At 66.0% G+C, this 23846-nt stretch carries 19 protein-coding genes; 12 read left to right on the top strand and 7 right to left on the bottom strand.

Annotated elements, in window-relative coordinates:
* The first annotated feature begins 84 nt into the window (after window positions 1-84).
* Together AC59GX_RS16270 and AC59GX_RS16275 are read left to right on the top strand one after the other, a co-directional pair.
* On the top strand, window positions 85-1443 hold the full coding sequence (locus AC59GX_RS16270; RefSeq protein ID WP_426282451.1) for a DUF4139 domain-containing protein: 1359 nt from the start codon (window positions 85-87) through the stop codon (window positions 1441-1443).
* Complete coding sequence (locus tag AC59GX_RS16275) at window positions 1443-3002, top strand: DUF4139 domain-containing protein (RefSeq protein WP_426282334.1); 1560 nt, start codon at window positions 1443-1445, stop codon at window positions 3000-3002. Before AC59GX_RS16270 ends, AC59GX_RS16275 begins: the two co-directional genes overlap by 1 nt.
* Window positions 3003-3079: 77 nt before the next feature.
* Here AC59GX_RS16275 and AC59GX_RS16280 read toward each other — a convergent pair whose 3' ends face one another.
* From AC59GX_RS16280 to AC59GX_RS16300, 5 genes are all read right to left on the bottom strand, one after another.
* Window positions 3080-3973 (bottom strand): NAD(+)/NADH kinase, encoded by an 894-nt coding sequence (locus AC59GX_RS16280; RefSeq protein ID WP_426282333.1) that lies wholly within the window; start codon window positions 3971-3973, stop codon window positions 3080-3082.
* A complete protein-coding gene (locus tag AC59GX_RS16285; protein ID WP_426282332.1) occupies window positions 3973-4971 on the bottom strand; it encodes an SPFH domain-containing protein in 999 nt (332 codons plus the stop codon). The genes AC59GX_RS16280 and AC59GX_RS16285 overlap by 1 nt, the downstream gene beginning before the upstream one ends.
* A gap of 5 nt (window positions 4972-4976) precedes the next feature.
* On the bottom strand, window positions 4977-5705 hold the full coding sequence (locus AC59GX_RS16290; RefSeq protein ID WP_426282331.1) for an NUDIX hydrolase: 729 nt from the start codon (window positions 5703-5705) through the stop codon (window positions 4977-4979).
* A 191-nt stretch (window positions 5706-5896) separates the two neighbouring features.
* Window positions 5897-7078, bottom strand: a complete 1182-nt coding sequence (locus AC59GX_RS16295) for an alpha-hydroxy acid oxidase (protein WP_426282330.1) — start codon at window positions 7076-7078, stop codon at window positions 5897-5899.
* 30 nt (window positions 7079-7108) lie between these two features.
* Window positions 7109-8539, bottom strand: a complete 1431-nt coding sequence (locus AC59GX_RS16300; protein ID WP_426282329.1) for a M10 family metallopeptidase C-terminal domain-containing protein — start codon at window positions 8537-8539, stop codon at window positions 7109-7111.
* A 260-nt stretch (window positions 8540-8799) separates the two neighbouring features.
* Here AC59GX_RS16300 and AC59GX_RS16305 point away from each other — a divergent pair, with 260 nt between their 5' ends.
* The 10 genes from AC59GX_RS16305 (at window position 8800) to AC59GX_RS16350 (ending at window position 20419) form a co-directional block, all read left to right on the top strand.
* Complete coding sequence (locus tag AC59GX_RS16305) at window positions 8800-9267, top strand: NUDIX domain-containing protein (RefSeq protein ID WP_426282328.1); 468 nt, start codon at window positions 8800-8802, stop codon at window positions 9265-9267.
* A gap of 132 nt (window positions 9268-9399) precedes the next feature.
* Window positions 9400-10884 (top strand): carboxylesterase/lipase family protein, encoded by a 1485-nt coding sequence (locus tag AC59GX_RS16310; RefSeq protein ID WP_426282327.1) that lies wholly within the window; start codon window positions 9400-9402, stop codon window positions 10882-10884.
* Window positions 10885-10893: 9 nt separating this feature from the next.
* On the top strand, window positions 10894-11655 hold the full coding sequence (locus AC59GX_RS16315) for an SDR family NAD(P)-dependent oxidoreductase (RefSeq protein ID WP_426282326.1): 762 nt from the start codon (window positions 10894-10896) through the stop codon (window positions 11653-11655).
* 129 nt (window positions 11656-11784) lie between these two features.
* Entirely contained in the window at window positions 11785-13944 is a 2160-nt protein-coding gene (locus AC59GX_RS16320) for a TonB-dependent receptor (RefSeq protein WP_426282325.1), read from the top strand.
* A gap of 1 nt (window position 13945) precedes the next feature.
* Window positions 13946-15349 carry an FAD-binding oxidoreductase gene (locus AC59GX_RS16325; protein WP_426282324.1) on the top strand — a complete coding sequence of 468 codons (1404 nt, stop codon included), beginning with the start codon at window positions 13946-13948 and terminating at the stop codon, window positions 15347-15349.
* Window positions 15350-15474: 125 nt separating this feature from the next.
* Entirely contained in the window at window positions 15475-16410 is a 936-nt protein-coding gene (locus AC59GX_RS16330; protein WP_426282323.1) for an alpha/beta hydrolase, read from the top strand.
* Window positions 16411-16419: 9 nt separating this feature from the next.
* Complete coding sequence (locus AC59GX_RS16335; protein ID WP_426282322.1) at window positions 16420-17715, top strand: MFS transporter; 1296 nt, start codon at window positions 16420-16422, stop codon at window positions 17713-17715.
* A gap of 96 nt (window positions 17716-17811) precedes the next feature.
* Entirely contained in the window at window positions 17812-18564 is a 753-nt protein-coding gene (locus AC59GX_RS16340) for a helix-turn-helix transcriptional regulator (protein WP_497302077.1), read from the top strand.
* Entirely contained in the window at window positions 18561-19271 is a 711-nt protein-coding gene (locus tag AC59GX_RS16345; RefSeq protein WP_426282320.1) for a FadR/GntR family transcriptional regulator, read from the top strand. Before AC59GX_RS16340 ends, AC59GX_RS16345 begins: the two co-directional genes overlap by 4 nt.
* A gap of 290 nt (window positions 19272-19561) precedes the next feature.
* Window positions 19562-20419 carry a serine hydrolase gene (locus tag AC59GX_RS16350; protein ID WP_497302078.1) on the top strand — a complete coding sequence of 286 codons (858 nt, stop codon included), beginning with the start codon at window positions 19562-19564 and terminating at the stop codon, window positions 20417-20419.
* 103 nt (window positions 20420-20522) lie between these two features.
* On the opposite strand, the gene AC59GX_RS16355 is transcribed toward AC59GX_RS16350, so the two are convergent.
* Together AC59GX_RS16355 and AC59GX_RS16360 are read right to left on the bottom strand one after the other, a co-directional pair.
* Window positions 20523-21860: an MFS transporter gene (locus tag AC59GX_RS16355; protein ID WP_426282317.1), complete on the bottom strand. Its 1338-nt coding sequence runs from the start codon at window positions 21858-21860 to the stop codon at window positions 20523-20525.
* Window positions 21861-22041: 181 nt separating this feature from the next.
* Window positions 22042-23838 carry an alpha-amylase family glycosyl hydrolase gene (locus tag AC59GX_RS16360; RefSeq protein ID WP_426282450.1) on the bottom strand — a complete coding sequence of 599 codons (1797 nt, stop codon included), beginning with the start codon at window positions 23836-23838 and terminating at the stop codon, window positions 22042-22044.
* Window positions 23839-23846: the final 8 nt, after the last annotated feature.

Genomic DNA, 23846 nt, shown 5'->3' on the forward strand with positions numbered 1-23846 from the left:
GGGGAGAATGGTGTGCGCGACAACATCCGGCGAGCGTATGGGCTGGCAATGCTGCTCGGGTCGACGGCGGCGAGCGGCCAACAAATGCCGCCCCCGGCCGACTCGCCGACCGCGGGTAGCGCGCAGGGGGACGTGTCGGTCACCATCTACAATAACGACGTCGCGCTGGTGCAGGACGTGCGGTCGCTGGCCCTGGCAGACGGGCGGGTGCGGCAGAGTTTTCCCGACGTGAGCGCGTCGATCAGGCCGGAGACGGTATCGCTGACGGTGCCCGATGCCGCGATCGTCGAGCAGAACTTCGACTATGATCTGCTCAGCCCCTCGAGCCTGATGGAGAAAGCGGTAGGCGAGACGATCACGCTGGTGCGCACCAACCCCGCTACCGGCACCGAGACCCGCGACCGTGCGAAAGTGTTGGCGGTCAATGGCGGCGTCGTCATCGAGGTGAACGGTCATGTCGAGGTGTTGCGCGACGACGGACTGCCCGTGCGCGCGATCTTCGACCGGGTGCCCGATGCGTTGCGAGCCCGTCCGACATTGTCGGTGACGCTGGCCAGCACGCGTGCGGGATCGCGCCCGGCGACGCTGTCCTACCTGAGCCGTGGGCTAGGCTGGAGTGCCGACTATGTCGCATTGTTCGACGACAAGAGTGGGACGGTGGACGTTCAAGGCTGGGTGACGTTGAAGAACACCAGCGGCACGACGTTCGGCAACGCCAGAACGTTGCTGGTCGCTGGCGAGGTCGGCAGCACGGATGATGACGGGAACGGCAATTACACCCCGCGCCGCCGCCGCATGACGACGACTCTGCCTGGAACCGAAAGTACCGCGCGCGGGCAGCTCGGCGACTTCTATCTGTATCCTTTGGCCGAGCGCACCACGATCGCCGACAAGCAGACCAAGCAGGTCAGTTTCCTCGACGCGAAGGGCGTTGCGGCAAGCGCGGGCTATCGGTTCGAGAATGGCTGGCTGGGCAGCTCGGACGAGCCACGAAGCGCGCAGTCGGTGCTCCGTTTCAGCAACTCGGGCGCGGCTGGCCTGGGCGACGCGCTGCCGGCGGGCGTGGTCCGGGTCTATGTCCGCGACGCGCGTGGCCAACCACAGTTCACGGGCGAAAACCGTATCGAGCATACTCCCCAAGGATCGACGATCGCGCTGCCAACAGGCGATGCCTTCGACGTGAAGGTGCAGCCAACCACCGTATCACGGACGCGGCAGGGTGATAGCCGATGGCGTACGGCGATGCGGTATACGCTGACCAATGCACGCGGCCGACCGGTGACGGTCGAACTCGTGCAGGGGGGGCTCGACGGGGGCGACGTGCGCGTCGTTACGGATAGCGCCAAGGGCGAGCGTCGCGACGCCGGCACGATGACGTGGCAAGTCCCAGTGCCGGCCAACGGCACCGCGACGGTGACTGTGACCTTCGACACCCGCTACTGATGCGGCTTTGGCTGCTCCTCGCGCTGTTGACGGGCGTGTTGTTGTCGGGAGGGGCGGAAGCGCAGACCCGCACGGCCATCGTTACGTCGTCCGCGCCCGATCACGTCGCGTTGACGGTATACCGCTCGCCTTACGGCAAGGGCGCGATGAACCTGCGGTATCTCGGTGGCTTCGCCCTGGTGACGGAGACCCGTCGCGTACGATTGCCTCGGGGATCCGCAGTGATCCGGTTCGAAGGCGTGGCGGAGGGGATCGTCCCTGTCAGCGCCATCGTCGACGGCCTACCTGGCGGTACGATCGAAAAGAACCGCGACGCCCGCTTGCTGTCGCCCGCCTCGCTGGTCGATGGCACGCTTGGTCGCGAGGTAACGCTGACCCGCACCGACAAGGTTAGCGGAAGGTTGGTGAGCGAACCCGCGACGATCGTTGCCGGCCCGACACCGGGGGTTATCCTACGCACGACTGCCGGGATCGAGGCGTTGCGCTGCTCGGGTCTGGCCGAGCGGTTGAACTTCGCCCGGGTGCCAGCGAGCCTGTCGAGCAAGCCGGTGCTGAGCGTAACGACGACCAGCCCGGCGGCGCGCACGGTCACGGTGCGACTCTCCTATCTGTCCTCGGGCTTCGACTGGCGAGCGAGCTACGTCACGTCGCTTGCCGCCGACGGTCGCACGGTCGACCTGTTCGCTTGGCTGACTCTCGCCAACGGTAATCCGGAGATCTTCGCGAACGCGGACGTTCAGGCTGTCGCAGGCCGGCTCAACCGCGTCGCGGTCCCGGCGATCCCTGTGACGGCTGGTGCGCTGCGATTGGTCTGCTACCCGCTCGGCACGACGACCTCCGACCTACGGCAAAAGCAATTCGAGCTGGCCGAAGAGATCGTGGTAACCGGATCGCGAGTCATGGAGTTCGCGCTATCTGCGCCGGTTCCGGCACCGCCACCACCACCACCGCCACCACCACCGCCACCCGAGGACCTGGGTGACCTCAAGCTGTACCGCGTGCCGATGCCGACCACCGTCGCGGCCAGGGGACAGAAGCAGGTTGCCCTGATCGTTCAGAAGGCGGTGCCGGTCGAGCGGCGCTACCGGCGAGCGGTGTATCCCGGACAACAACTCGACGGTGTGCCGACGTCGATCGTGCTGGTGCTGAAGAACGATAAACAGCACAGCTTGGGCGTGCCGCTGCCCGCCGGCAGCACTGCGCTCTACGCGGAGCAGGCAGGCGGCCGATTGCTTCTCGGTTTGGGAACGATCGGCGACCGCACAATTGGCGAGACGGTTCGTCTGGCCGCCGGCGTTAGTAGCCGTGTGACGCTAACCCAGGCAGTCGCCGTGCTGAGCCCGCCGGGGGCGCTGGCATCAGGAACCGCGGGTTCGCACGAGGCCGTCGTGACGGCGAGCAACGGCAACTCGTTTCCCGTGAAGCTCGACGTGGCGATCGGCGCCGCAGGCCAGGCGATCGACGCCGACGGCGAGGAGGTTCGTCGTATCGACGGAATTTCTACTTGGTCGCCGCTGCTGCCACCAGGCGGCAAGGCCGTATTGCGTTACCGCTACTGACGTCCTGAGCTGACCAGCACGAAGGCCGTTGTCTCGGGCGGCGGTGTTGGCCTTGAGCGAACACTGTGCCGAACGACTCAACCGGTAATGAGATGGAGGGTGCGGGTGGCGGGGGCGATGGTGACGCCGCGGCCCCAGTCGAACGCGAAGAAATCCTGTTCGACGCCGTCCGCGAAGATCACCCCGCCGTCGTTCATCCGCGACGTGACCGCGAGCGGCACGCCCGCGAGCTTGCCGGCACGAAGTGAGGTCGCGGTTGCCACGCTGGGGAAGGGTTCACGCACGAAGAAGCCGACTGCGCGTTCCTGCGGATCGAGTGGGAGGGCGGCATGCGTCGCCTCCATGATCGAGCGTGCCCAGCCCGTCGCGCCGGTCCCCGACGCAACGATTAGCCCACTCGACGAGTGGTCCTCGGCCTGGTCCCCGCACGTGATCCGGTAGCGCGCGGACTGGTGGCTGCGATGACCGACGAACACCTCGTTCAGCGCCAGCAGCCGCTCGCCGGTATCCAGCCGCGCCTCGACCATCGTCCGCTGCTCGGCCGGCGCCGCACCCGAGACGCTCGCCGGCAGCAGCGCGGACAGGCGCGCGAGCGGCACGCGCATCAGGACGCCGTCGTACAAATCGGGGGCGGGGTTGAGCCCGAGCACGGGTTGCCCGTCGAGATACTTCGCGACGTTGGCGACTAGCCCGTCCTGCCCGACGGCGACGATCACGTCCTCGGGGCCAAACAGGAAGCGGTCGAGGTCGGCACGAGCGACACTCGCCTGCCGCCAGTCATCGGGAACGAGCGAGCGGGCTTGATGCAGCGTGGCGTGGAATCGACGGTGCCGATCCTCGATCACGTCGATGTCCTGGCCGCGCGTATCGAGAAAGAACTTCGCCTGCCCACGCGTCGCGTGCCGCGCGAGCAGGAGGTCATAGTCGGTCTCGCGGGTGACGAAGACCGCGCGCGGCGCGTTGGTCGCCATCAGCGGGGCAGCGCAGTCTGAGCCGTCGGGGCTGGCTGTGCATTACGGAATTCGCCGAGCACGGTCGCGAGGAGGTCGGGCGTGATGTTCAGATGCTCGATCGTATCCAGCTTGCCCGCCAGCTCGCGTGCGGCGAGCCCGAGCATTACGCCGGGTGGCAAGTCGCGGTAGATCGTCATCCGAGCCTGCTCCGCTTCCGCCTTGGCGCTCTCGACCGTGCGGATGCGCTCGGCTTCCGCGCCTGCTTCGACCTGCTGCGCCTCGGCCAGACCGGTCGCGCGGTTGCGTGCGTTCTCGGCCTCCTGCGTGATGAGCAGCATCTCGCGCCGGGCAAGCTCAGTGCGGTTGGCGAGTTCGTTCTCGGCGATCGCACGCTCCTTCTCAACCGCGAGCGCACGGCGTTCGAACGTCGCCTGGTCGGCCTTTTGCTGCAATGCCTCGAACGTCGGGGTCTGGAGCGCGCGTTCGAGTTCGCTCGATGGCGCGAGGTTGGTCAGGCGGACCGCGGTGACCGCGATGCCGATTTCGTTCAACGCGGGATCGTTGGCGAGCGCAGCCTCGAGTTGGTGGCGCAGCGGCTCGGGACCGGCATCGAGCAGCGCCCGCACCGAGCCCTGCGCGAGATATTGCAACGCGGCCTGGTTGACGAGCCCCGCGAGCCGGGTCTCGATCCGCTGGATCGGTTCGCTCTTGTAGGCACCGGTGAGCAGGCCCAGGCTGAAATCGACGCGCGAGGCGAGCAGTTCGGGATCGGCGACGTGCCAGGTCAGCGTTCCCTGGATCGCCACGCTCTGGAAATCCTGGCTGCGGCCCTTCACGAAGATCGCCATCTCGCGGTCGTCCATCGGCAGTTCGGCGATGCTCGCGGTCTCCGGACGGAACCAGAAAACCAGCCCGCGCCCGCTCTGCTTCACCTTGCCGCTGCGGTAGCGGATGACGTGGTTGCTCGCATCGCTACGCAATTGGGCGAGGAAACCGAGGTTCTTTATCGAGGCCATGACGGTTACTCCTGTGTCGAATGGTGGCGGAAGAGTTCGGCGGGACGGAACGAGGCACCGGTCTCGCGTTCGCCGGTCGCCACCAGCGTGTTCGTGGCGAGCATGCGGCGGCGAAAGGCCGGCTTGTTGAGCGATCGCCCGAGGATCGTCTCGTGGACGTCCTGCAGTGCCCGAAGTGTGAAGCGTTCGGGCAGCAGAGCGAAGGCGACATCCGAGTAATCGAGCTTGCCGCGCAACCGCAGCATCGCGAGGCCGAGCATGTCGGCGTGGTCGAATGCGAGCGGCAGCGCGTCTCCATCCTGTGACCGCGCCTCGACCGGCCCGCCGGTCTCGCCGGACCACGGGACAACGAGTTCGGCCAATGTCAGGTCGGGAGAGGCTTTCAGCGCGGCTGCGAAGCGGGCAGGGGGAAGTAGTGCGAAATACGCGACGCTGATAACTCGGGTGCGCGGGTCACGGTCGACCGTGCCGAACGTGTAGAGTTGCTCGACATACGCGTCCGCCATCCGCACTTTCGTTTCGAGCACGCGGTGTGCCGCGGCATCGAGGCTCTCGTCGATGCCGACAAACCCACCGGGTAGCGACCACGCACCAAGGCAAGGATGCTCGGAACGCTGCATGAGCAACGCGGCGGGCCTACCGTTGACGACGCTGGCCAGGATCAGATCGACAGCAACCGATGGGCGATCGTACCGGTGTGGATCATATCCATCGAGGAACTCAGTCTCGTTCATCTCGCACCCATATATCCTTCTGGCATATTACTAATATGCGGGAGGGATATATGTCAAGGGTGGTCACGCTAGAGGCGGATCACGGTTTGGACTGAGGCAAGGAATTCAGCATATGTCTTGGAAGGCGCCGTCCGACAGGTCGGCAGCCACAGACAACGCTTGGATCACGTCAGACGTGATAACGATGACGATCAAAAGGTACCGGCGGGTTTCGCCTGCGCGCGGTTCATTCGAACATGGCGCGGGGCCAGGGCCGCGATATCGTTCACGCCTGCCAGGGTCATTGTGCGGTCGAACTCCTCCGTGAGCAGCGTCAGTACGCGGTCGACGCCTGCCTCTCCGCCTGCCGCCAAGCCGTACAAATAGGGGCGTCCGATCGAACAGGCGGTCGCGCCCAGCGCCAGCGCCTTCACGATGTCCGAGCCGCGCCGGATACCGCCGTCGCAGATGACGTCCGGCGCATCGCCGACGGCGTCGCGCACTGCCGCGATCTGGTCGATCGGCGCAGGCGCGCTATCGAGCTGCCGACCGCCGTGATTGGAGACCATCACGCCGGTTGCGCCCGAGGCAATCGACCGGCGCGCGTCCTCCGGCGTCATCACGCCCTTGATCGCGAGCGGCCCGTTCCATTCGCGCGCAAGCCATTCGACCTCGCGCCAACCGACCGAGCGATCGAACTGGCCGCCGATATAGTCGAACAGGCTCATCGGCCCCGATGCGAGCGCGTCGATCTTGTGGCTGACGTTCGCGAGATCGAATTTCGATCCTGTCAGTGCAGGCAGCGACCATGAGGGATGACGCGCAAAGCTCATGAGCGACTTGAGCGTCAGCTTGGGCGGCAATGACAGTCCGCTGCGCCGGTCTCTCTCCCGGTTGCCGGCGACGGGTGTATCGACGGTCAGCGCCAGCCCGTGGAAACCTGCGTCCCGGCAACGCGCGACGAACTCCGCTGTCAGGCCGCGGTCCTTGAAGATATAGATCTGGAAGACCTTCGGCCCGGCATATGCCTGGGCAAGGTCTTCCAGCCGCGTCGTTCCCATCGTCGACAGGCTGTAGAGGATGCCGTGCCGGGCTGCGGCACGCGCGACGGCGAGTTCTGCATGGCCGTGGAACATGCGGGTAAGGCCGGTCGGCGCCAGCATCAGCGGCCAGCGCGATGGCTGTCCGAACAGCGTCGTGCCGGTCCGGATTGCCGAGACGTCGTTCAGGACGTCCGGTACCAGCTCGTAGTGCGAGAACGCACTGACGTTTTGGCGCAGCGATACCTCGTCATCGGCGCCACCGTCGATATAGTCGAAGATCGGGCGCGGCAGCCGCTTGCGCGCCATCAGGCGCAGGTCGGCAACATTGTTCGCCCGTCGAAGTCGCGTCATGGTTTTGCGCTCATTTGCATGTCTCGGCCATCACAAGATGAAGTCTCGTGGCGTTAACGTGATGGTTCCGCTCAGCCGGATGATGGAATCGGGTGACGGGTCGCCGTCCAGGTTGACCATCACCAGTGTGGCACCGTCTTCGAACGCTATGCGGACCTGGCCTGGTCCGGTGAACGGTGCCGTGCCGATGAACTTGAGCGGCAGTACGGCGAGCGCCGACAGATCGATGCGATCGCCCTCGGACTGCGAAAAGTCGGTGATACGATCTTCGCCGTCTGGCGAGGTGCCGCTATCGCTGCGATCGAGATAGACGAAGCGATCAGCGCCAGCCCCGCCGGTCAGCACGTCAGCGCCGCCATGGCCGATCAGCCGATCTGCCCCGCCCAGCCCAGAGATCCATTCAGCCTTGCCGCTGCCGTCGACCGTCAGCGGCATGCCGCCCGCCGGTCCGTAGGTGGGGGAGATCGAGTCGCCCGTCTTGAACTGTGCGCTGAGTGCGTTGGTTGCCGCCTTCTGGTCGGCCGCCGACAGCCAGTCGGGCAGGCCGAGCGCGGCGGCGTAGGTGGTCGGCCAGTGCGCGCCGATGACGTCGATCGCGCCGCCGAGCCCGGGTAGCCCGGTGAACGCGGGCAAATGATTGTTGATGCCGATCCGCACCACGCCGTTCAGGAGTACCGGATCGTTCGCGGCGGTGAAGTCGACCATGCGCGCCGCTACCAACTCCGGGTCGACCCCGAAGTGCGCCGCGGCCGAGGCGAGCCAGTTGGGCGCGCCGAATGCCAGGAAGTCGGACCGCGCGTCGGTCGCGGCCACGCCGTGCGTCTTGAGCGCGTAGGCCAGGATATATTGGGTATAGCCGGTGCCAAGCGAATGCCCGGTGACGTGAATGCGCGCATTGGCATAGCGCGGATCGTTCAGCAGCCGCTCGTAGACCTGCGTCGCGCGCGTCGCCTCGTCGAGGGGAATGCCCGCGAGGATCGATTCACCCTGAACGGCGTCGAGCCCCTGCGCGCCCGCGAAGGCGAGAATGACGTCCGTGACCTGACCATTGCCGTCAACCTTGTCGACGATGCCGTCGAAGAAGTTGCCGTCGCTGGTCCGTTCGACGCGCGCGTTGACGTAGCCCCCGCCGAGGATGATCGGCGTGGCGAGCAGTTGCCAATAGGCGCCGAACCACACGCGATCCTGCAAGGTTACATGACTCGGCAGGCCGCACTTGGTCGTACCTGGTGCGGGTTCGGTCGAGCCGGCGGAGTTGGTGAGCGCAGTGCAGGGTTCCGGGGCTGACGCGGTCGAGGCGGCGGGTGACGGCGTGGCTACCGATGCATCGACGCCGCCGCTGACGATGCGAATTGGCGCCGACCTCGGCTCAAGTCCCGATCGTGCGGACAGGCTCAGGGTCCCGGCCATCGCCAATCCGGCGCCCGCCACGATCGCTACTGGTAGCAGAAGCTTTTTCACCGTCGCTCTCCCACGCCATACCGCCTCGCCGATGTTCGGGATGGCAAACGCGGCGGGATGACGTCGTCCCGACGCGTCTCCCCGCAGTGATTCGGATCTCAGGGGAGCGCTCGCAATCTGCGCGCGTTCGGCGCAAGCGACGAAACCATTTGCTGTGCCCGTCCGCTGCATGGCTGTGCCCACCGAGAAGCATACGGCACGTCGAACCAGGTTTTGGGGTACGCTTGCGACGCGGCGATCAACGGTTGGGGAATAAGCGCGTGGGTGTACGTCATCGACTGATCGGCAAGGCGGCGCGGCTGGTCTGGCGGATCGCCAAGCCGCGCACGATCGGTGTTCGCGCGCTGTTGCTGGACCGGGACGGGCGGGTCGCGCTGGTACGGCACACCTATGCCGATCACTGGTATCTTCCGGGCGGCGGCGTGAAGAAGGGCGAGAGTATCGCCGCCGCGCTGAGGCGTGAGCTTGCCGAGGAAGTGGCGATCGCCGACCCGGTGATCGAGCGGGTACTCGGCATCTATCACAGTCGCGGGGAGGGCAAGGACGACCATATCGTGATCTTCGTCGTGCGAACCGCGGCGAGCGGGATACTAGACCGTGCCGACCTGCGAGAGATCGAAGAGGCTGGCTGGTTTAAGCTAGACGACCTGCCGGAGACCACATCTCCCGCGACCCGGCGGCGCATCGCCGAATACCAGCAGGGCGCGACCGGAACTGGGGCCTGGTAACGCGGGCGCTCGTCGGCTCGCCGGACTGCACGATAAAAGCAACGATGCGCATAACGTGAGTTCGCGACGTACTTTGCCGGACTGCTACCTTAGTCCTCCGACCGCAGCTGCGGATCGGGAGGAGAGAACATCGTGAGCCAACCCATCGTCTCGACCGCCGACGGTATCGTGCAGGGGAGTGCCACAGGCGACGTGCGGCGGTTCCTCGGCGTGCCCTACGCCGCGGCGCCGGTGGGTGCGAACCGGTTCGCGCCGCCACAACCGGTCGTGCCGTGGCAAGGCGTGCGCGACGCGACGGTGACCGGCCCCAATGCGCCGCAGCGGACCAAGGCGTTTCCCGGCCTCGATACCGTACCGTTGATCGGTGAAGGCTGGGCGCCGGGCGACGACTATCTGACGGCGAATATCTGGCGGCCTGATGACCACCGGACTGGCCTGCCGGTGATGGTGTTCATCCACGGCGGCGGGTTCGTGATCGGCAGCAAGGATGCGCCGGTGCAGGACGGCGGCACGTTCGCGCGCGACGGCGTGATCTGCGTCGCGATCAATTACCGGATGGGCGTGGACGGCTTCCTGCCGATTCCGGGCGTGCCGACCAACCTTGGGCTGCGCGATATGATCGCAGCGCTGAAATGGGTAGGGGACGGGATAACCGCGTTCGGCGGCGATCCGGACAACGTCACGGTGTTCGGTGAGTCCGCGGGCGCGATGGCGATCGCCGACCTGATCGCCTCGCCGCTCGCCAGGGGATTGTTCCGGCGCGCGATCGTTCAAAGCGGCCATGGCGGCATGACTCGCTCGGTCCCGGTGATGCAGCGACTGGTAAAGAAGCTGGCCAAGTTCCTGAAGATCACCCCCGACGCGACCGGCTTTAGCAGCGTGTCGTACGACGCATTGATCGACGCGGTAGAGGCGGTATCCGCACCGACTGCGCGGATCGATCTGCGCGACGAGGCGGGCCACGAACCGGTGTTCGGAATAAGCCGCTTCGTCCCGGTCCACGGCGACGACGTGCTGCCGCAGCGTCCGCTCGATGCGCTGGCGAACGGCGCGGGCGCGGAGGTGGACCTGCTGATCGGTACCAATGCCGAGGAGATGAACCTGTATCTCGTTCCCACCGGCGTGCGTGACAAGATCGGACGTTTGCTGGCGACCTATGTCCTCCACAAGTCGCAACCGCATGCGCGCAAGGTGCTGAAGGCCTACGGGATCGGCACGAAGGGCCGCAAACCCGGACAGGCGCTGACCGATGCGATGAACGATCTCGTTTTTCGCTGGCCCGCGCGGCGATTTGCGGAGGCGCACAAGGGGCGTACGCACATGTACGAGTTCGACTGGCGCTCGCCGATGTTCGGCGGCGAGCTCGGCGCGTCGCACGGCATGGAGCTGCCGTTCGTGTTCGACGCCTTGGCGTGCGCGACCGGCGAGCAGGGGCTGTGCGGACCCAATCCGCCGCAAGATCTGGCCGAACGGATGCACGCGCTGTGGATCCGGTTCGCGACCGACGGCCGCCTGCCCTGGGGCGCATTCGATGCCGAGACGCGGCAGGTCTATTCGTTTGTCCGGCAGGAGGCGCGACATGAGCCCGTCATGCCTGCCGCACCCTTCCTGCCCTGAGGACCGATCATGTATCTCGAACGACTGAAGCTTACCGGTCGCCGCGCGCTCGTGACCGGCGGCGCGGCGGGGATTGGTCTGGCGTGTGCCGAAGCGCTGGCGGAGATGGGCGCGCACGTGACGATCGCCGATCGCGACGAGACGGCGATCGCGGCAGGACATGTCGCGCTCTCAGGCAAGGGCTATGCGGTCGACGGTATTGCGATGGACGTGACCGATTCCGCCCGCGTGACCGCCGTCGCCGACCAGCTCGGGGCGATCGACATCCTCGTCAACAATGCCGGCATCGCGCGCAGCGGGACCCCAGCCGAGGACGTCGCCGACGAGCATTGGCTGAACGTGCTCGACGTCAATCTCAACGGCACCTTCTGGTGTGCGCGCGCCTTTGGCCGGCACATGCTGGCGGCGGGGAAGGGCGCGATCGTCAACGTCGGGTCGATGAGCGGTTTCATCGTCAACCGACCGCAACCGCAGAGCTATTACAACGCATCGAAAGCCGCGGTGCACCAGCTTACCAAGAGCCTCGCTGCCGAATGGGCGCCACGCGGCGTCCGCGTCAACGCGGTCGCGCCGACCTATATCAACACCGTTCTCAACAGCTTCGCGGATCGCGAGGGCAAGATGTACAAGCGCTGGATCGACGGCACGCCGCAGGGCCGTCTCGGCGAACCCGAAGAAGTCGCATCGATCGTCGCGTTCCTAGCGTCGGATGCGGCGAGCCTGATGACCGGCAGCATCGTCCTCGCGGACGGCGGCTATAGCTGTTGGTAGCGCACCGATCGGCGAAGCCCGCGAGCCGGACGGCATAGCCCGAGACCTTTCATACAGGTAAGCTATCGGATAGCTCTGACTGTAGAAGTAGCCGGCAATGGATCGGCGCTCTAAAGGGATGAGGATCCAATGCGCTTTAAGACATTGCTCGCCGCAGGATGCGCCGCCGCCGCCTTCACGACCGTACCGGCCTTTGCACAGGACGCCGCCGATACGGCCAAGACCGCAACGTCCGTCAGCTCCGATGACATCGTCGTCACCGCCCGCCAGCGCCAGGAGTCGCTGAAGGACGTGCCCATCGCGGTGACCGCGATCACCGGCGATCGGCTGAAGGAGCTGCAGGTCAACACCGTCAAGGACGTCGCGTCCTACACGCCGGGCCTCAACATCAATTCGGACAGCGTGGGCCGCGCGTTTGTCTCGATCCGTGGCATCGGTACGACACTGATCGACACCGTGCAGCCAGGCGTCGGCATCTTCATCGACGGCGTCTATCAGCCGAACACGTCGTACCTCAACTCGCCGATCGTCGACGTCGCGCGGATCGAAGTGCTGCGCGGGCCGCAGGGGACGCTGTTCGGCAACAACACGCTGGGTGGCGCGATCAACGTCATTACACGCCAGCCGGGCAACGAGTGGGAAGGGCGGTTCGATGCCGCGGTCGCCGGCACGGACAATTACGCTTCGGTCTCGGGCTCGGTCAGCGGCCCTATCGTGCGCGACCTGCTGCAGTTCCGGATTGGTGCGTCCTATCATGAGCAGGACGGCTTCATGCGCAACACGCTGACGATCGGCGACATGAACCCGCTGAAGCAGCAGAGCGTCGGCGGCACGCTGCGCTTCACGCCGGCCGACTGGGCGGTGTTCACCGTCAACGGCAATTACGATCAGACCGCAGGCGGCAGCACATCGTATATCCATGTCGCCGGGCCGACCGATTACCGCCTCGACGGCGCGACCAACGTCCTGAACCGCGCGGTGATCGACTATTACGGCGCGAACGTGAAGGGCGAGTTCGATGCCGCCTCGCTGAAAACCAAGATCACCGCGATCGGCGCCTACAACCAGAAGAATGTCGCCGGAATCAACGACGGCGATTTCGGCCCCGTCGACCTGCTCCGCACCCGCGGCGGTTCGACCTTGAAGACCAAGACCGCCGAGCTGCGCTTCGATACGCAGTGGAGCGATGCGTTCTCGACGTTGATCGGGCTGTACGGTAACCGCTACACGCAGACGAGCGACCAGCTGACGACGATCGATTTCCGTGCGCTGCTGGGGCCGACTTTCCCGGCGCCGGCCTCGACCACGCCGTCGTCGACCTATGTCCGCAACGACACCCGCGCGATCTTCGCCACCGCGTTCCTGAAAGTCGGCACGCTCGATCTCGCCGTAGGCGGCCGGTACGATCACCAGAAGCTGGTTGCGAGCCAGGTCAACGGCATCACGCCGTATACGGCGCCCGAGTACAAGAAGGACCAGTTCCAGCCGCGTGTCACGCTGACGCAGCACTGGACACCGGCGGTGATGAGCTACGCCTCGGTCGCCAAGGGTATCCGCGGCGGTGGCCAGAACGGTCCGGGTACGCGGCCGGAGGATGCGACCTACAAGGGCGACAATGTCTGGACCTACGAACTCGGCACCAAGTTCGACGCGTTCGACCGCCGCCTGACGATCAACGCCGACGTGTTCTACAACGACTACAAGGATTTCATCGGCCAGAACTCGCTCGCGCCCAACACCAGCGGGGGCTTCGTCGCGATCAACCTCAACACCGGCACCGTCGAAAGCTACGGCGCCGAAGTGGAGGCGCATCTGCGCGTGACGAACCAGTGGCGGATCGACGCCGGCGCATCCTATCTCCATGCCCGGATCACCGACGACAGCCAGTATTTCGCGACCACCGGCGTCCACGTATCGAGCGACCGGATCATCTTCACGCCCGATTACAACTTCAACTTCAATACGACCTACACCGTGCCGGTCGGCGACAACGCAGTGCTGCTCGATGCCGGGATCTTCGGGAAGGGCAGCCGCATCGGCTCCTCGCTCGATCCCAATGTGGCGCCGAAACTATCGGCCTATGCGATCACCAACGCCTCGCTCGGCTTCCGTTTCTCGAGTGGCCTTACGGTCACCGCGTTCGGCACCAACCTGTTCAACACCAAGTTCATCGAGAGCTATATCGACAAGTCGGCGCTGGTTCGCGCCGGGCTCGCGCCGCTGGCGTCGAACCTCGCAATCCAGGGCGATCGCCGCCGCTACGGCGTACGCGCGAGCTTCCGGTTCTAGGATGACCATGCATTTCGACCCCATAGAGCGCGCGCCGCTCGACCCGGCGTTCGTCGCGGCGCTCAAGCAGCGGTTCGGCGATGCGCTCCAGATGAGCGACGCGATGCGGCTCCACCACGGCAGCAGCGAGGCGCATTTCGCACCGATGCTGCCCGACGCGGTCGTCTTCGCGCGATCAACCGAGGAGGTGGTCGATCTCGTCAAGCTGTGCACCGCCGCCAAGGTTCCGATCGTGGCGTTCGGTGCTGGCACCTCGATCGAGGGCAATACGCTGGCGGTGCAGGGTGGCGTTTCGGTCGACCTGTCCGAGATGACGCAGATCGTGTCGATCAACGCCGAGGATTTCGACTGCACGGTGCAGGCGGGGGTCCGCCGCGAGCAGCTGAACGAGCATATCCGCGACCTGGGATTGTTCTTCCCGATCGATCCCGGCGCCAATGCGACGATCGGCGGGATGGCCGCGACGCGGGCGAGCGGGACCAACGCGGTGCGCTACGGCACGATGCGTGAGGCAGTCTTGAGCCTGCGCGTGGTGACGCCGGACGGGCGCGAGATCCGCACCAGCCGCCGCGCGCGCAAGTCGGCGGCGGGGTATGACCTGACGCGGCTGTTCGTCGGCTCCGAGGGGACGCTCGGCATCATCACCGAGGTGACGCTTCGGCTGCACGGCATTCCCGAGGCGATCTCGTCCGCGGTGTGCAGCTTCGACACGCTGAACGGCGCCGTCGACACGGTGGTGCAGGCGATCCAGATCGGCGTGCCGCTCGCCCGCGTCGAAATTCTCGACGACATGCAGATGAAGGCGGTCAACGCCTGGTCGAAGCTCGACTATCCCGAACTGACGACGCTGTTCTTCGAATTCCACGGCTCGCCGCGCTATGTCGACGAACAGGCGGAGACGGTCCGCGAACTGGCGGCGGCAAACGGCGGCGGCGACTTCCGCTGGTCCAACCTGCCCGAGGAACGCTCGAAGCTTTGGAAGGCGCGGCACGAGGCGTATTACGCGGCGGTCAACCTGCGCCCCGGCGCTGTCGGTTGGGCGACCGACGTGTGCGTGCCGATCAGCCGCCTGGCGGAGTGCATCGGCGAGACCAAGGCCGACCTCCAGGCCTCGTCGGTCCCGGCGACCATTCTCGGCCATGTCGGCGACGGCAATTTCCACGTCGTCTTCTCTATCGATCCGGAGTCCGAGGCGGAACTGGCCGAGGTGTCGGCGATCAACGCACGGATGGTCGAGCGCGCGCTGGCGATGGACGGCACCTGCACCGGGGAGCACGGCATCGGCATCGGCAAGCAGGACTGGCTGGTCGCCGAACTCGGCGATGCGGTCGATCTGATGCGGACGCTGAAGCATGCGTTGGACCCGCACAACCTGTTCAATCCGGGCAAGATCTTTGCGTTCTGAACTACTCCCCTCCCTTGAAGGGAGGGGCTGGGGGTGGGTCGGCTTATTGGCAGGCGCTAGAGTGCGCCCCGCGCCGACCCACCCCCGACCCCTCCCTTCCAGGGAGGGGGGAAGAAGGATTTGATATGGACAGCCTGCACCTCGTCGACCCTACGCTCCGCCCACTGCTGGATATGTTGCCGCGGATATCGCTCACGGACGACATCCTGCCGGCGATGCGCGACCGGCCCTCGATGTTTCCCCCGGCCGACAAGTCGCTGGCGACGCTGGAGATCCATACGGTTCCAGGGCCTGCCGGAGCCCCGGATATCGACCTGCACGTCTTCCGCCCGGTGGGCGCCACCGGCGTCCTGCCCTGCATCTATCACATCCACGGCGGCGGCTATGTGATGGGCAAGGTCAGCGATTACGATCCGCTGGTCCGTCCGCTGATCGCCGACCTGCAATGCATCATGGTGTCGGTCGAGTATCGCCTCGCGCCCGAGACGAACTTTCCGGGTCCGATCGAGGATTGCTATGCCGGGCTTGCCTGGACGATCGCCCATGCCGAGGAACTCGGCATCGATCCGGCGCGGCTCGGCGTGATGGGGCAGAGTGCCGGCGGCGGGTATGCCGCGGCGCTGGCGCTGATGGTGCGCGACCGTAGGCAGTATGCGCTCGCGTTCCAGCACCTGATCTACCCGATGCTCGACGATCGTACCTGCACAGCACCGCCGCATCCGTACGCTGGCGAGTTTATCTGGACTGCGCAGAGCAATCGCTTCGGCTGGAGTTCGTTGCTCGGCCACGCGCCCGGTGGCGACGACGTGTCGCCCTACGCCGCGCCTGCGCGTGCAACCGATCTCCGCAACCTGCCGCGTACCTATATCGCGACCGGTGCGCTCGATCTCTTCGTCGATGAGGACATCGATTACGCGACGCGGCTGATCCGCGCGGGCGTGCCGGTCGAGCTTCACGTCTACCCCGGCGGCTATCACGCCTTCGATGTCTTCGCCGACGGTCCGGTCTCGCAACAGGCGCGCCGCGACAGCCACGAGGCACTGCGCCGTGCGCTTGCATAAGGAGCTCCCATGACCGATTTCGCCCGACCGGCCTCTCCGCAGTTCGCAAGGACGCTGCTGCCGTTGCTCGCGCTCGCGCTGGCGATGGCGGTCGGCTTCACGATGATGGGCTCGTTCGGGACGGTGCAGGAGGGCGCGAAGGCCGAACTCCACCTCAGCGACTATACGCTGAGCCTGATCCAGGGACTGTCGGCGGCACTGCCGCTCGCGGTGTTCTCGATCCCGATCGGCATCCTGGTCGATCGCTACAACCGCGTGCGGATGATGATCGCGCTCGCGCTCGTGTGGACGCTGGGCACGGTACTCACCGGGTTCGCGCAGAGCGTGCCGCTGCTGTTCGTTGCGCGCATGCTGACCGGGATCGGCACGACCGGCGCGCTGACCGCGGCGCTGTCGCTGTGCGCCGACTTCTGCGTCCCGACGCAGCGGGGCAGGGCGATGCTGGTCGTCAATCTCGGCAAATCGCTCGGTATTGCGCTCGCCCTGGGCTTGTCAGGCGCGCTGTTCGGCCTTTTCGCGCATGGCGGCGCGCCGACGTGGTTCGCAGGCATGATGCCGTGGCGCAGCGTCCATCTCGGCCTTGCGGTCATCAGCGTGTTTGCCATCCTGCCGCTGTTGCTGTTGCGCGAGCCGGCACGACAGGAGGTTGCGGCGGGCACGCATGCCCCGTTCAAGGTCGTGGCCGGTGAGCTATGGGCACGACGCGTGTTCTTGGTCCCGTTGTTCATCGGACAGATCAGCGTTGTGATGGCCGATGCCGCCGCCGGGATCTGGGTCTCGCCGGTCCTGTCACGCAATTTCCACCTGCAGCCTGACCAGTTCGCCGGCTGGATGGGCACGCTGCTCTTTGGCTCGGGCGTCGTCGGTGCGATCGTCGGTGGCCTGTCCGCCGACCGGGGGCAGAAGAGCGGGCGGCGTGGCGGCCTGCTGATCGGTGCGATCGTTGCCGCGGCGGTTGGCGTGCCCGCGGCGTTGTTCCCGATCATGCCCTCGGTTCCGCTGTTCGGGGTCGCCGTCGGCTTGCTCGTGACGTGTGGCGCGGTGACGGGCGTGGTGACTTCGGTGGCATTGACCGTGCTCATTCCCAACGAACTTAGGGGTTTGTGCATCGGCGCGTTCATCGCGATCGCCGGGCTGATCGGCTACGGTCTCGCACCAACGCTGGTCGCGGCGGCAAGCGGCATGCTGGGCGGCGAGGCGCATCTCGCACAGGGTCTCGCGATCGTCGGCGTAGTGACCAGCGCGATCTCCGTCATCGCCTTCACGATGGCAATGCGTCGTGCGCCGGTATCCGCAATTGCCTAACCTGTAAGATAGCTCTTGCGTGAGCTATCCGATAGCTGCATGATCGACCCAATCCCGGCAATCGGGAACAGGAGATCGGTATTGGGCGAGGGTAGCATGCAGAAGGAACGGGTCACGGTGTCGCCCGAGATGGCGGCCTTCATCGGCGAGGGCCTGGTCGACCCGGCGGCTGTTTCCGCCGACGCGGTGGTCCTCTGCTTCGCGCTCGGCGAGGACGCGCCAGCGCAGGTTACCGTCACCACCGGCACGGTTCCCTCGGAGGAGCGCGCGATCCTCGTCCTTGCGGTCGAACGTGGCGCCTGCCTGCGGGTCTTCGATTATGCGCCCGACGCGAACATCGCGTGCCATCTGCCGAGCGAGTTGCGGATGATGGTCGCCGCGATCCTCGATTGCACGCTGCCCGAACCCTGGCGCAGCACGCATCGTTCGGCGAAATGCATCGAGCTCCTGTCCAGTACGTTCCAGCGGATCGTCGAGGACGACCTCGTACCTCTCGCGGGTGCCGGGCAATTGTCCGCCCGCGACAGCCAGCGGATTGTCGCGGCGAAGCGGATGATCGACGAGCGCTGGGGTGAGAAGATGACGCTCGACTCGATCGCGCGGGCCTGTGGCCTTAACCGGGCAAAGCTCACGCGCGGCTTCCGCGACATGTTCGCCTGCACGGTCGCCGACGCGCTGCTCGACCGACGACTTGGGGCGGCCCGTCAGCTGCTGATCGCGACCGACCTGCCGGTATCGTCGATCGGGTACCAGTGCGGCTATCTCAACAACGCCAGTTTCACGCGCGCCTTCTCGCGGCAGTTCGGCACGACCCCGTCCTCGCTGCGCGCACCGCGGCTCGCGGCATGAGCGCGGCGAGCCTGCGACTGGTCGAGGGCGGTTCGCTCGTCGACCAGGCGGTCCACGCGGTCCGCACGCATATCCGCACGAACGACATGAAGGTCGGCGACACGCTGCCGTCCGAAGGCCATTTCGCGACCGAGCTGGGCGTCAGCCGGCCGGTGTTGCGCGAGGCGTTCGGCGCGCTGGCGGCGCTGCGGCTGATCGACGTGGGCAATGGCAGGCGCGCGCGGGTCGCTGCGATCGACGGATCGGTGATGGCGACCTCGCTCGATCACGCGGTGGCGACGGCGCAGATCTCGATGGTGCAGATCTGGGACGTGCGCCGCACGCTGGAACTGCGCACCGCCGAACTCGCCGCGATCGAGCGCACCGACGACGAGGCGCGGACGATCATTGGTTTAGCCGAGGCGATGGAAGCGGCGGGCACCGATGTCGATGCGCTGACCCGCCACGACATCGCGTTTCACCAGGCGATCGCACAGGCGGGGCGCAACATGCTGTTCCTGCAGATCGTCCGCTCGTTCGCTCCGATGATGGTCCACGCGGTGCCTGCCGCCTGGGCGACGCGAACCACCGCGCGGCAGCGTACCGCCGTGCTGGCGCACCATCACGACCTGGCGAGAGCGATCGCCGGCCGCGATCCCAAAGCGGCGATCGCGGCCATGAGCACGCATTTCGTCGCTTCCATCGGCGATCTGTTCGCGCGTCTTTGAGGTGCGAACAGCCCGCATCATTTTCTCCGGGGTCGGTAACTTTTGAATCTTTCGACTTCGGCGCATGCGCGCGGGCGTTGGCATCATTTACCGCATGGGACGTGGTCGCAGCGGCCGCTGCCATGTCAAAAGCGACGGGCGGAAGAGCAAGATATCGGACATGGCTGGCTTCGCTACCCGTCGCATGCCATTCGCCGTTGTTCGTTCCTCAGCGGCATGCAACATGATGCGTTCATGTTTTTCGGTCTAGCATCTCCACTTCGACGACGGACGACATTCAAGGACGACTGATGCGCGCACCTCGGCTTTCCTGCCTGTTTCTATCGAGCATCGCCGCTAGCCTCCTCGTTGCGACACCGGCGACTGCAGACTCGATTGGGCCTACCGGGCTCGAACGCGTGTTGAGTTTGCTGGTCGCGGAACGCTCCGGTGACTACGGCATCGCTGCCCTGGACCTTCGCGATGGCTCGACCGCGTCCGTCAGGGGGGACACGCCGTTTCCGATGGCGAGCACGGTCAAGATCGCGATCGCCGCCGCCTACCTTGCCGACGTCGACCAAGGTCGCCGCACCCTCGGCGATATGATCGTCGGTCGTCCCGCCGCGAAGGTCATGGAATTGATGATCGTCCATAGCGACAACCAGGCGACCGACCAGTTGCTTGCCGCTCTCGGGGGCCCCGTCGCTATCCAGCAGTGGCTGTCGTCGCACAGGATTACCGGCATCCGAATGGACAGGACCATCGCCCAGTTGCTGAGGGAGCGTGGCCACCTTGCCGACAGCAAGGATGTTGCCACGCCGATCGCGATGGTTACGCTGTTGAACAAGCTCGACAACGGCACCGTCCTGGCGGCCCAAAGCCGTCAATTTCTGCTCGAATTGATGAGCCGCTGCCAGACGGGCACGCGCCGTATCCGCGCCCTGCTTCCCGCGGGTACCAGGGTGGAGGACAAGACCGGTACGCTCGACGGTATCACCTATGACGTCGGGTTCATCACCATGCCGGACGGCCGCCGCGTCGCGATCGTGGTGTTCGCGCGAGGGGGACGCGACCGCCAGCCGGTTATCGCCGAAGTCTCACGCGCGATTTACGACTATTTTGCCGATAGCGCCCGCAACGCGCTCGCTCTCTTCATGCAGATGCGGTAATCCAGGTTCAGTTTCCGGCCTGCTGCGAACTGTGGGCGGCACGGTTTTCGCCAAACCGCAAAGCATGTCGCTGGCCGGATACCTGCCCTCCTCTGTCTCCGGCCTAGGCGGAGGTTTCAGAGGGCGACACCGATGCGCGCATGGTTACGCGCGTCGTAGCGATCGCGCCCAGCACCATCAGCGCGCCGCCTAGATACAGGATGTTGCGCGGTTCGCCGCCCATCAGCGAGTGGTAGAATAGCGGCACGGTCAGGCTCTCGATGATCATCGGGATGACGATGAACATGTTGAAGATGCCCATGTAGACGCCGTTGCGCTCGGGGGGAATCATGTCGATCAGCATGATGTACGGATTGCCCATCATGCTCGCCCAGCCGATGCCGATGCCGAGCATCGCCACGAACAGCGCAGGTTCGGTTCGCAGGCCGGGGATCGCCAGCATCGCCACGCCCGACGCGAGCAGGCACGCGGCATGCGCGTTCTTTGCTCCCCAGCGACGCGCGACCGGCACCAGCGCGATCGCCGCGACGAACGCCACGGCGTTGTAGAAGGCGCCGAGCTGGCCGACGGTGAGCACGGTGTCGCGAAACGCTTCGCTCTTGGCGTCCGACGTGCCGTGCAGCGACCGTGCGACCGCGAAGGTGATGAACTGCCAATAGGCGAACATCGCATACCATTGGCACAGCATCGCAATCGCCAGCTGTCGCATCGGCCGTGGCATCTCGACCAGCGCGGTCTTGAGATCGCGCAGCGTGCCGCCGAGCGTCAGCGGCTCCTTCGCCAGCCGTGCTTTCTCTTCTTCGGGTAGCGGCAGTTCGGGCACGCGGACAACCGACCAGACGATCGTCGCCAGCGACAGCACTGCGCCGATCAGGAACGCGATCCGCGTGATGTCGGGGATGCCGTTGCCGTCGATGGCATCCTTGTTGAAGCCGATCCATACCAGCAGCGACGGCGCCAGATAGGAGAGCGTCTGCGCGAGGCCGGTGAACGCGGATTGCGTCAGGAAGCCGGCGGCGCGCTGGTCGTCGGGGAGGCGGTCACCGACATAGGCGCGGTACGGCTCCATCGTCACGTTGTTGGCGGCGTCGAGCACCCACAACAGGCTGGCGGCGACCCACAGCGTCGGGCTGTACGGCATCGCCAGCAGGCACAGGCTGCACAGTATCGCGCCGACCAGGAAATAGGGGGTGCGGCGGCCGATCCGGGTCGAGGTCCGGTCGCTCATCGCGCCGATCAGCGGCTGGATCAGCAGCCCGGTCATCGGTCCGGCGAGCCACAGCAGCGGCAGGCTCGCCTCGTCCGCGCCGAGATAGCCGTAGATCGGCGCCATGTTGGCCTGTTGCAGACCGAACGAGAATTGCAGCCCGAGGAAGCCGAGGTTCATCTCGATCAGCCGCATCAGCGAGAGGCGGGGCTTGGTCATGAGGCCAAGGTTCATTGTCATGCCTCCTGTGCGAGATGATCCGGCGTGGACCAATCGATCCTCCCCCGCCAGGGGGGGGTGTCGCCGTAGGTGACGGAGGGGGAGGACACGGAACCTGCGTTTCGCATGCCTCCCCCTCCGTCTGACAAGAGCCAGCCACCTCCCCCTTGCGGGGGAGGATTGTGAGTTCGCCGGGTCACGCCGCCGGGCCTGCCCAGATGACGCCCCAGGGTTCGACGTCGAGCGGCGCACCGCATGGCTGTTCGGACAAACGATCCTGGCATCCGGCGAGCCCGTCGACCGAGACCGCGGCGTCGGAGAAGTTCAGGAACACCCGGTCGCTGCCACAACCGATGCCGAGAAGGGCGGCTTCACCCGTCGCAATCGCCAACGGTGAACCAGCCCCGCCACTCGCGACCCTTGCCGCGCGCAACGCTGCCAGATCGCCGCTGATCCGCCGCGCGGCCGGCTCGTCAAGCGCCGTCCAGTCCATCTCGGGCCGGTGCAACCAGCGGCCTTCGTGCGCGCGCTCGGGATCGCTGAGATAGCTCGCGTCGTTGAGCAGCCCCGCTTCGTCGCCCATGTAGGTCGTCGCCAGCCCGCCGCTCGCGATCGACAGCGCGTTGAGCAGTGCGATCCGCCGAAACGCCATTTCGCGCGCATCGTCGTCCGCCGCCGCTTCGAGCCCCGCCAGCGACGCCATCGTCCCGTTCGATCCGTGCAGCACCGAGCCATCCGACTGGAACGGGGCACCGCGCGCCCAGCTGCCGTCGCCGCCTTCGAGGAAGCGCGCCGCTACCTTGAGCCGTGCCACAGGGTCCGGGTCGATCCCGGCGAGATCGCCGATAACCGCGCCCCAGCCGATATCGTCGTGACACCGCGCGTAGCTCAGCCAGTTCGCGCCGCGTGGCAGGCCACCGCTTGCCTCGACGATCGCATGCGGCAGGGTGGCGGACTGTTCGGCCAAAGCGACCCAGCCGGCTACCATCAGCGAGTTGTTATAGACGAGATGGCATTCGGGCTCGAACCCGCCATCCCAGTCGCGTCCTTCGTCGGCGCCGAAATACGGCGGCACAAGCGCGGTCGGGACGATCGCCTCGGCCTTCAGAAGTGTCGCCGGCGCGACGATGTCTAGCGCCGCGCGCAGCGCACGGACGATGAAATGCGCCTCGGGACGGTTGCGGCAATTAGTGCCGATCTGCTTCCAGAGGAACGCGATCGAATCGAGCCGGAACGCCTCGAAGCCGTGGTTCGCCAGCCGCAGCATCGTGTCGACGATCGCGAGCATGACTTCAGGGTTGGACCAGTTAAGGTCCCATTGGAACGGATAGAAAGTCGTCCAGACCTGCCCACCCATTGCCGGCACGTACGTGAAGTTGCCGGGCGCAGTCGTCGGGAACACTTGGGGAAGGTCGGCCTCGTACGCCTGCGCCTCGTCATCGCTCAAGACATGATAAAAGGCACGGTAATGCGGATCGCCCGCGAGTGCCGCCTTCGCCCAGGCATGATCGTCCGCGGTGTGGTTGAGCGCGAGGTCGACGCACAGGCTGATCCGCCCCTCGCGCAACCGCGCGGCGAGGCGCGCGACATCGGCCATCGTCCCCAGCCGCGGCTCGATCGCGAGATAGTCCGCGACCGCGAACCCGCCATCGCTGTCGCCCTCGCGTGCCTTCAGCAACGCGAGCAAATGTAGATACCGAACCCCGAGCGATTCGAGATGGTCGACGCGGTCGATCAGCCCGCCGACGGTGCCGGCGAACCGATCGACATAGGTCGAATAGCCCAGCATGTCGGGCGCGACGAACCAGTCGGGATCGCTCAATCGCGCCTCGTCGAGCGCGACCATCGCCGCTGGCCGTTCGGCCGCCCGATCACGGAGGATCGTCTCCATCCGCAGCCAGAGCGACGCCAGTCGATCGGTGCCGTACAGCCGTTCGAGCTGGCGTTTGAGAAGGGGGGCGAGCGCGTCGAGACGGCGCTCGGTGGAGGTCATAGTCACGC

It is taken from the genome of Sphingomonas sp. 320_CC (genome assembly GCF_059691795.1).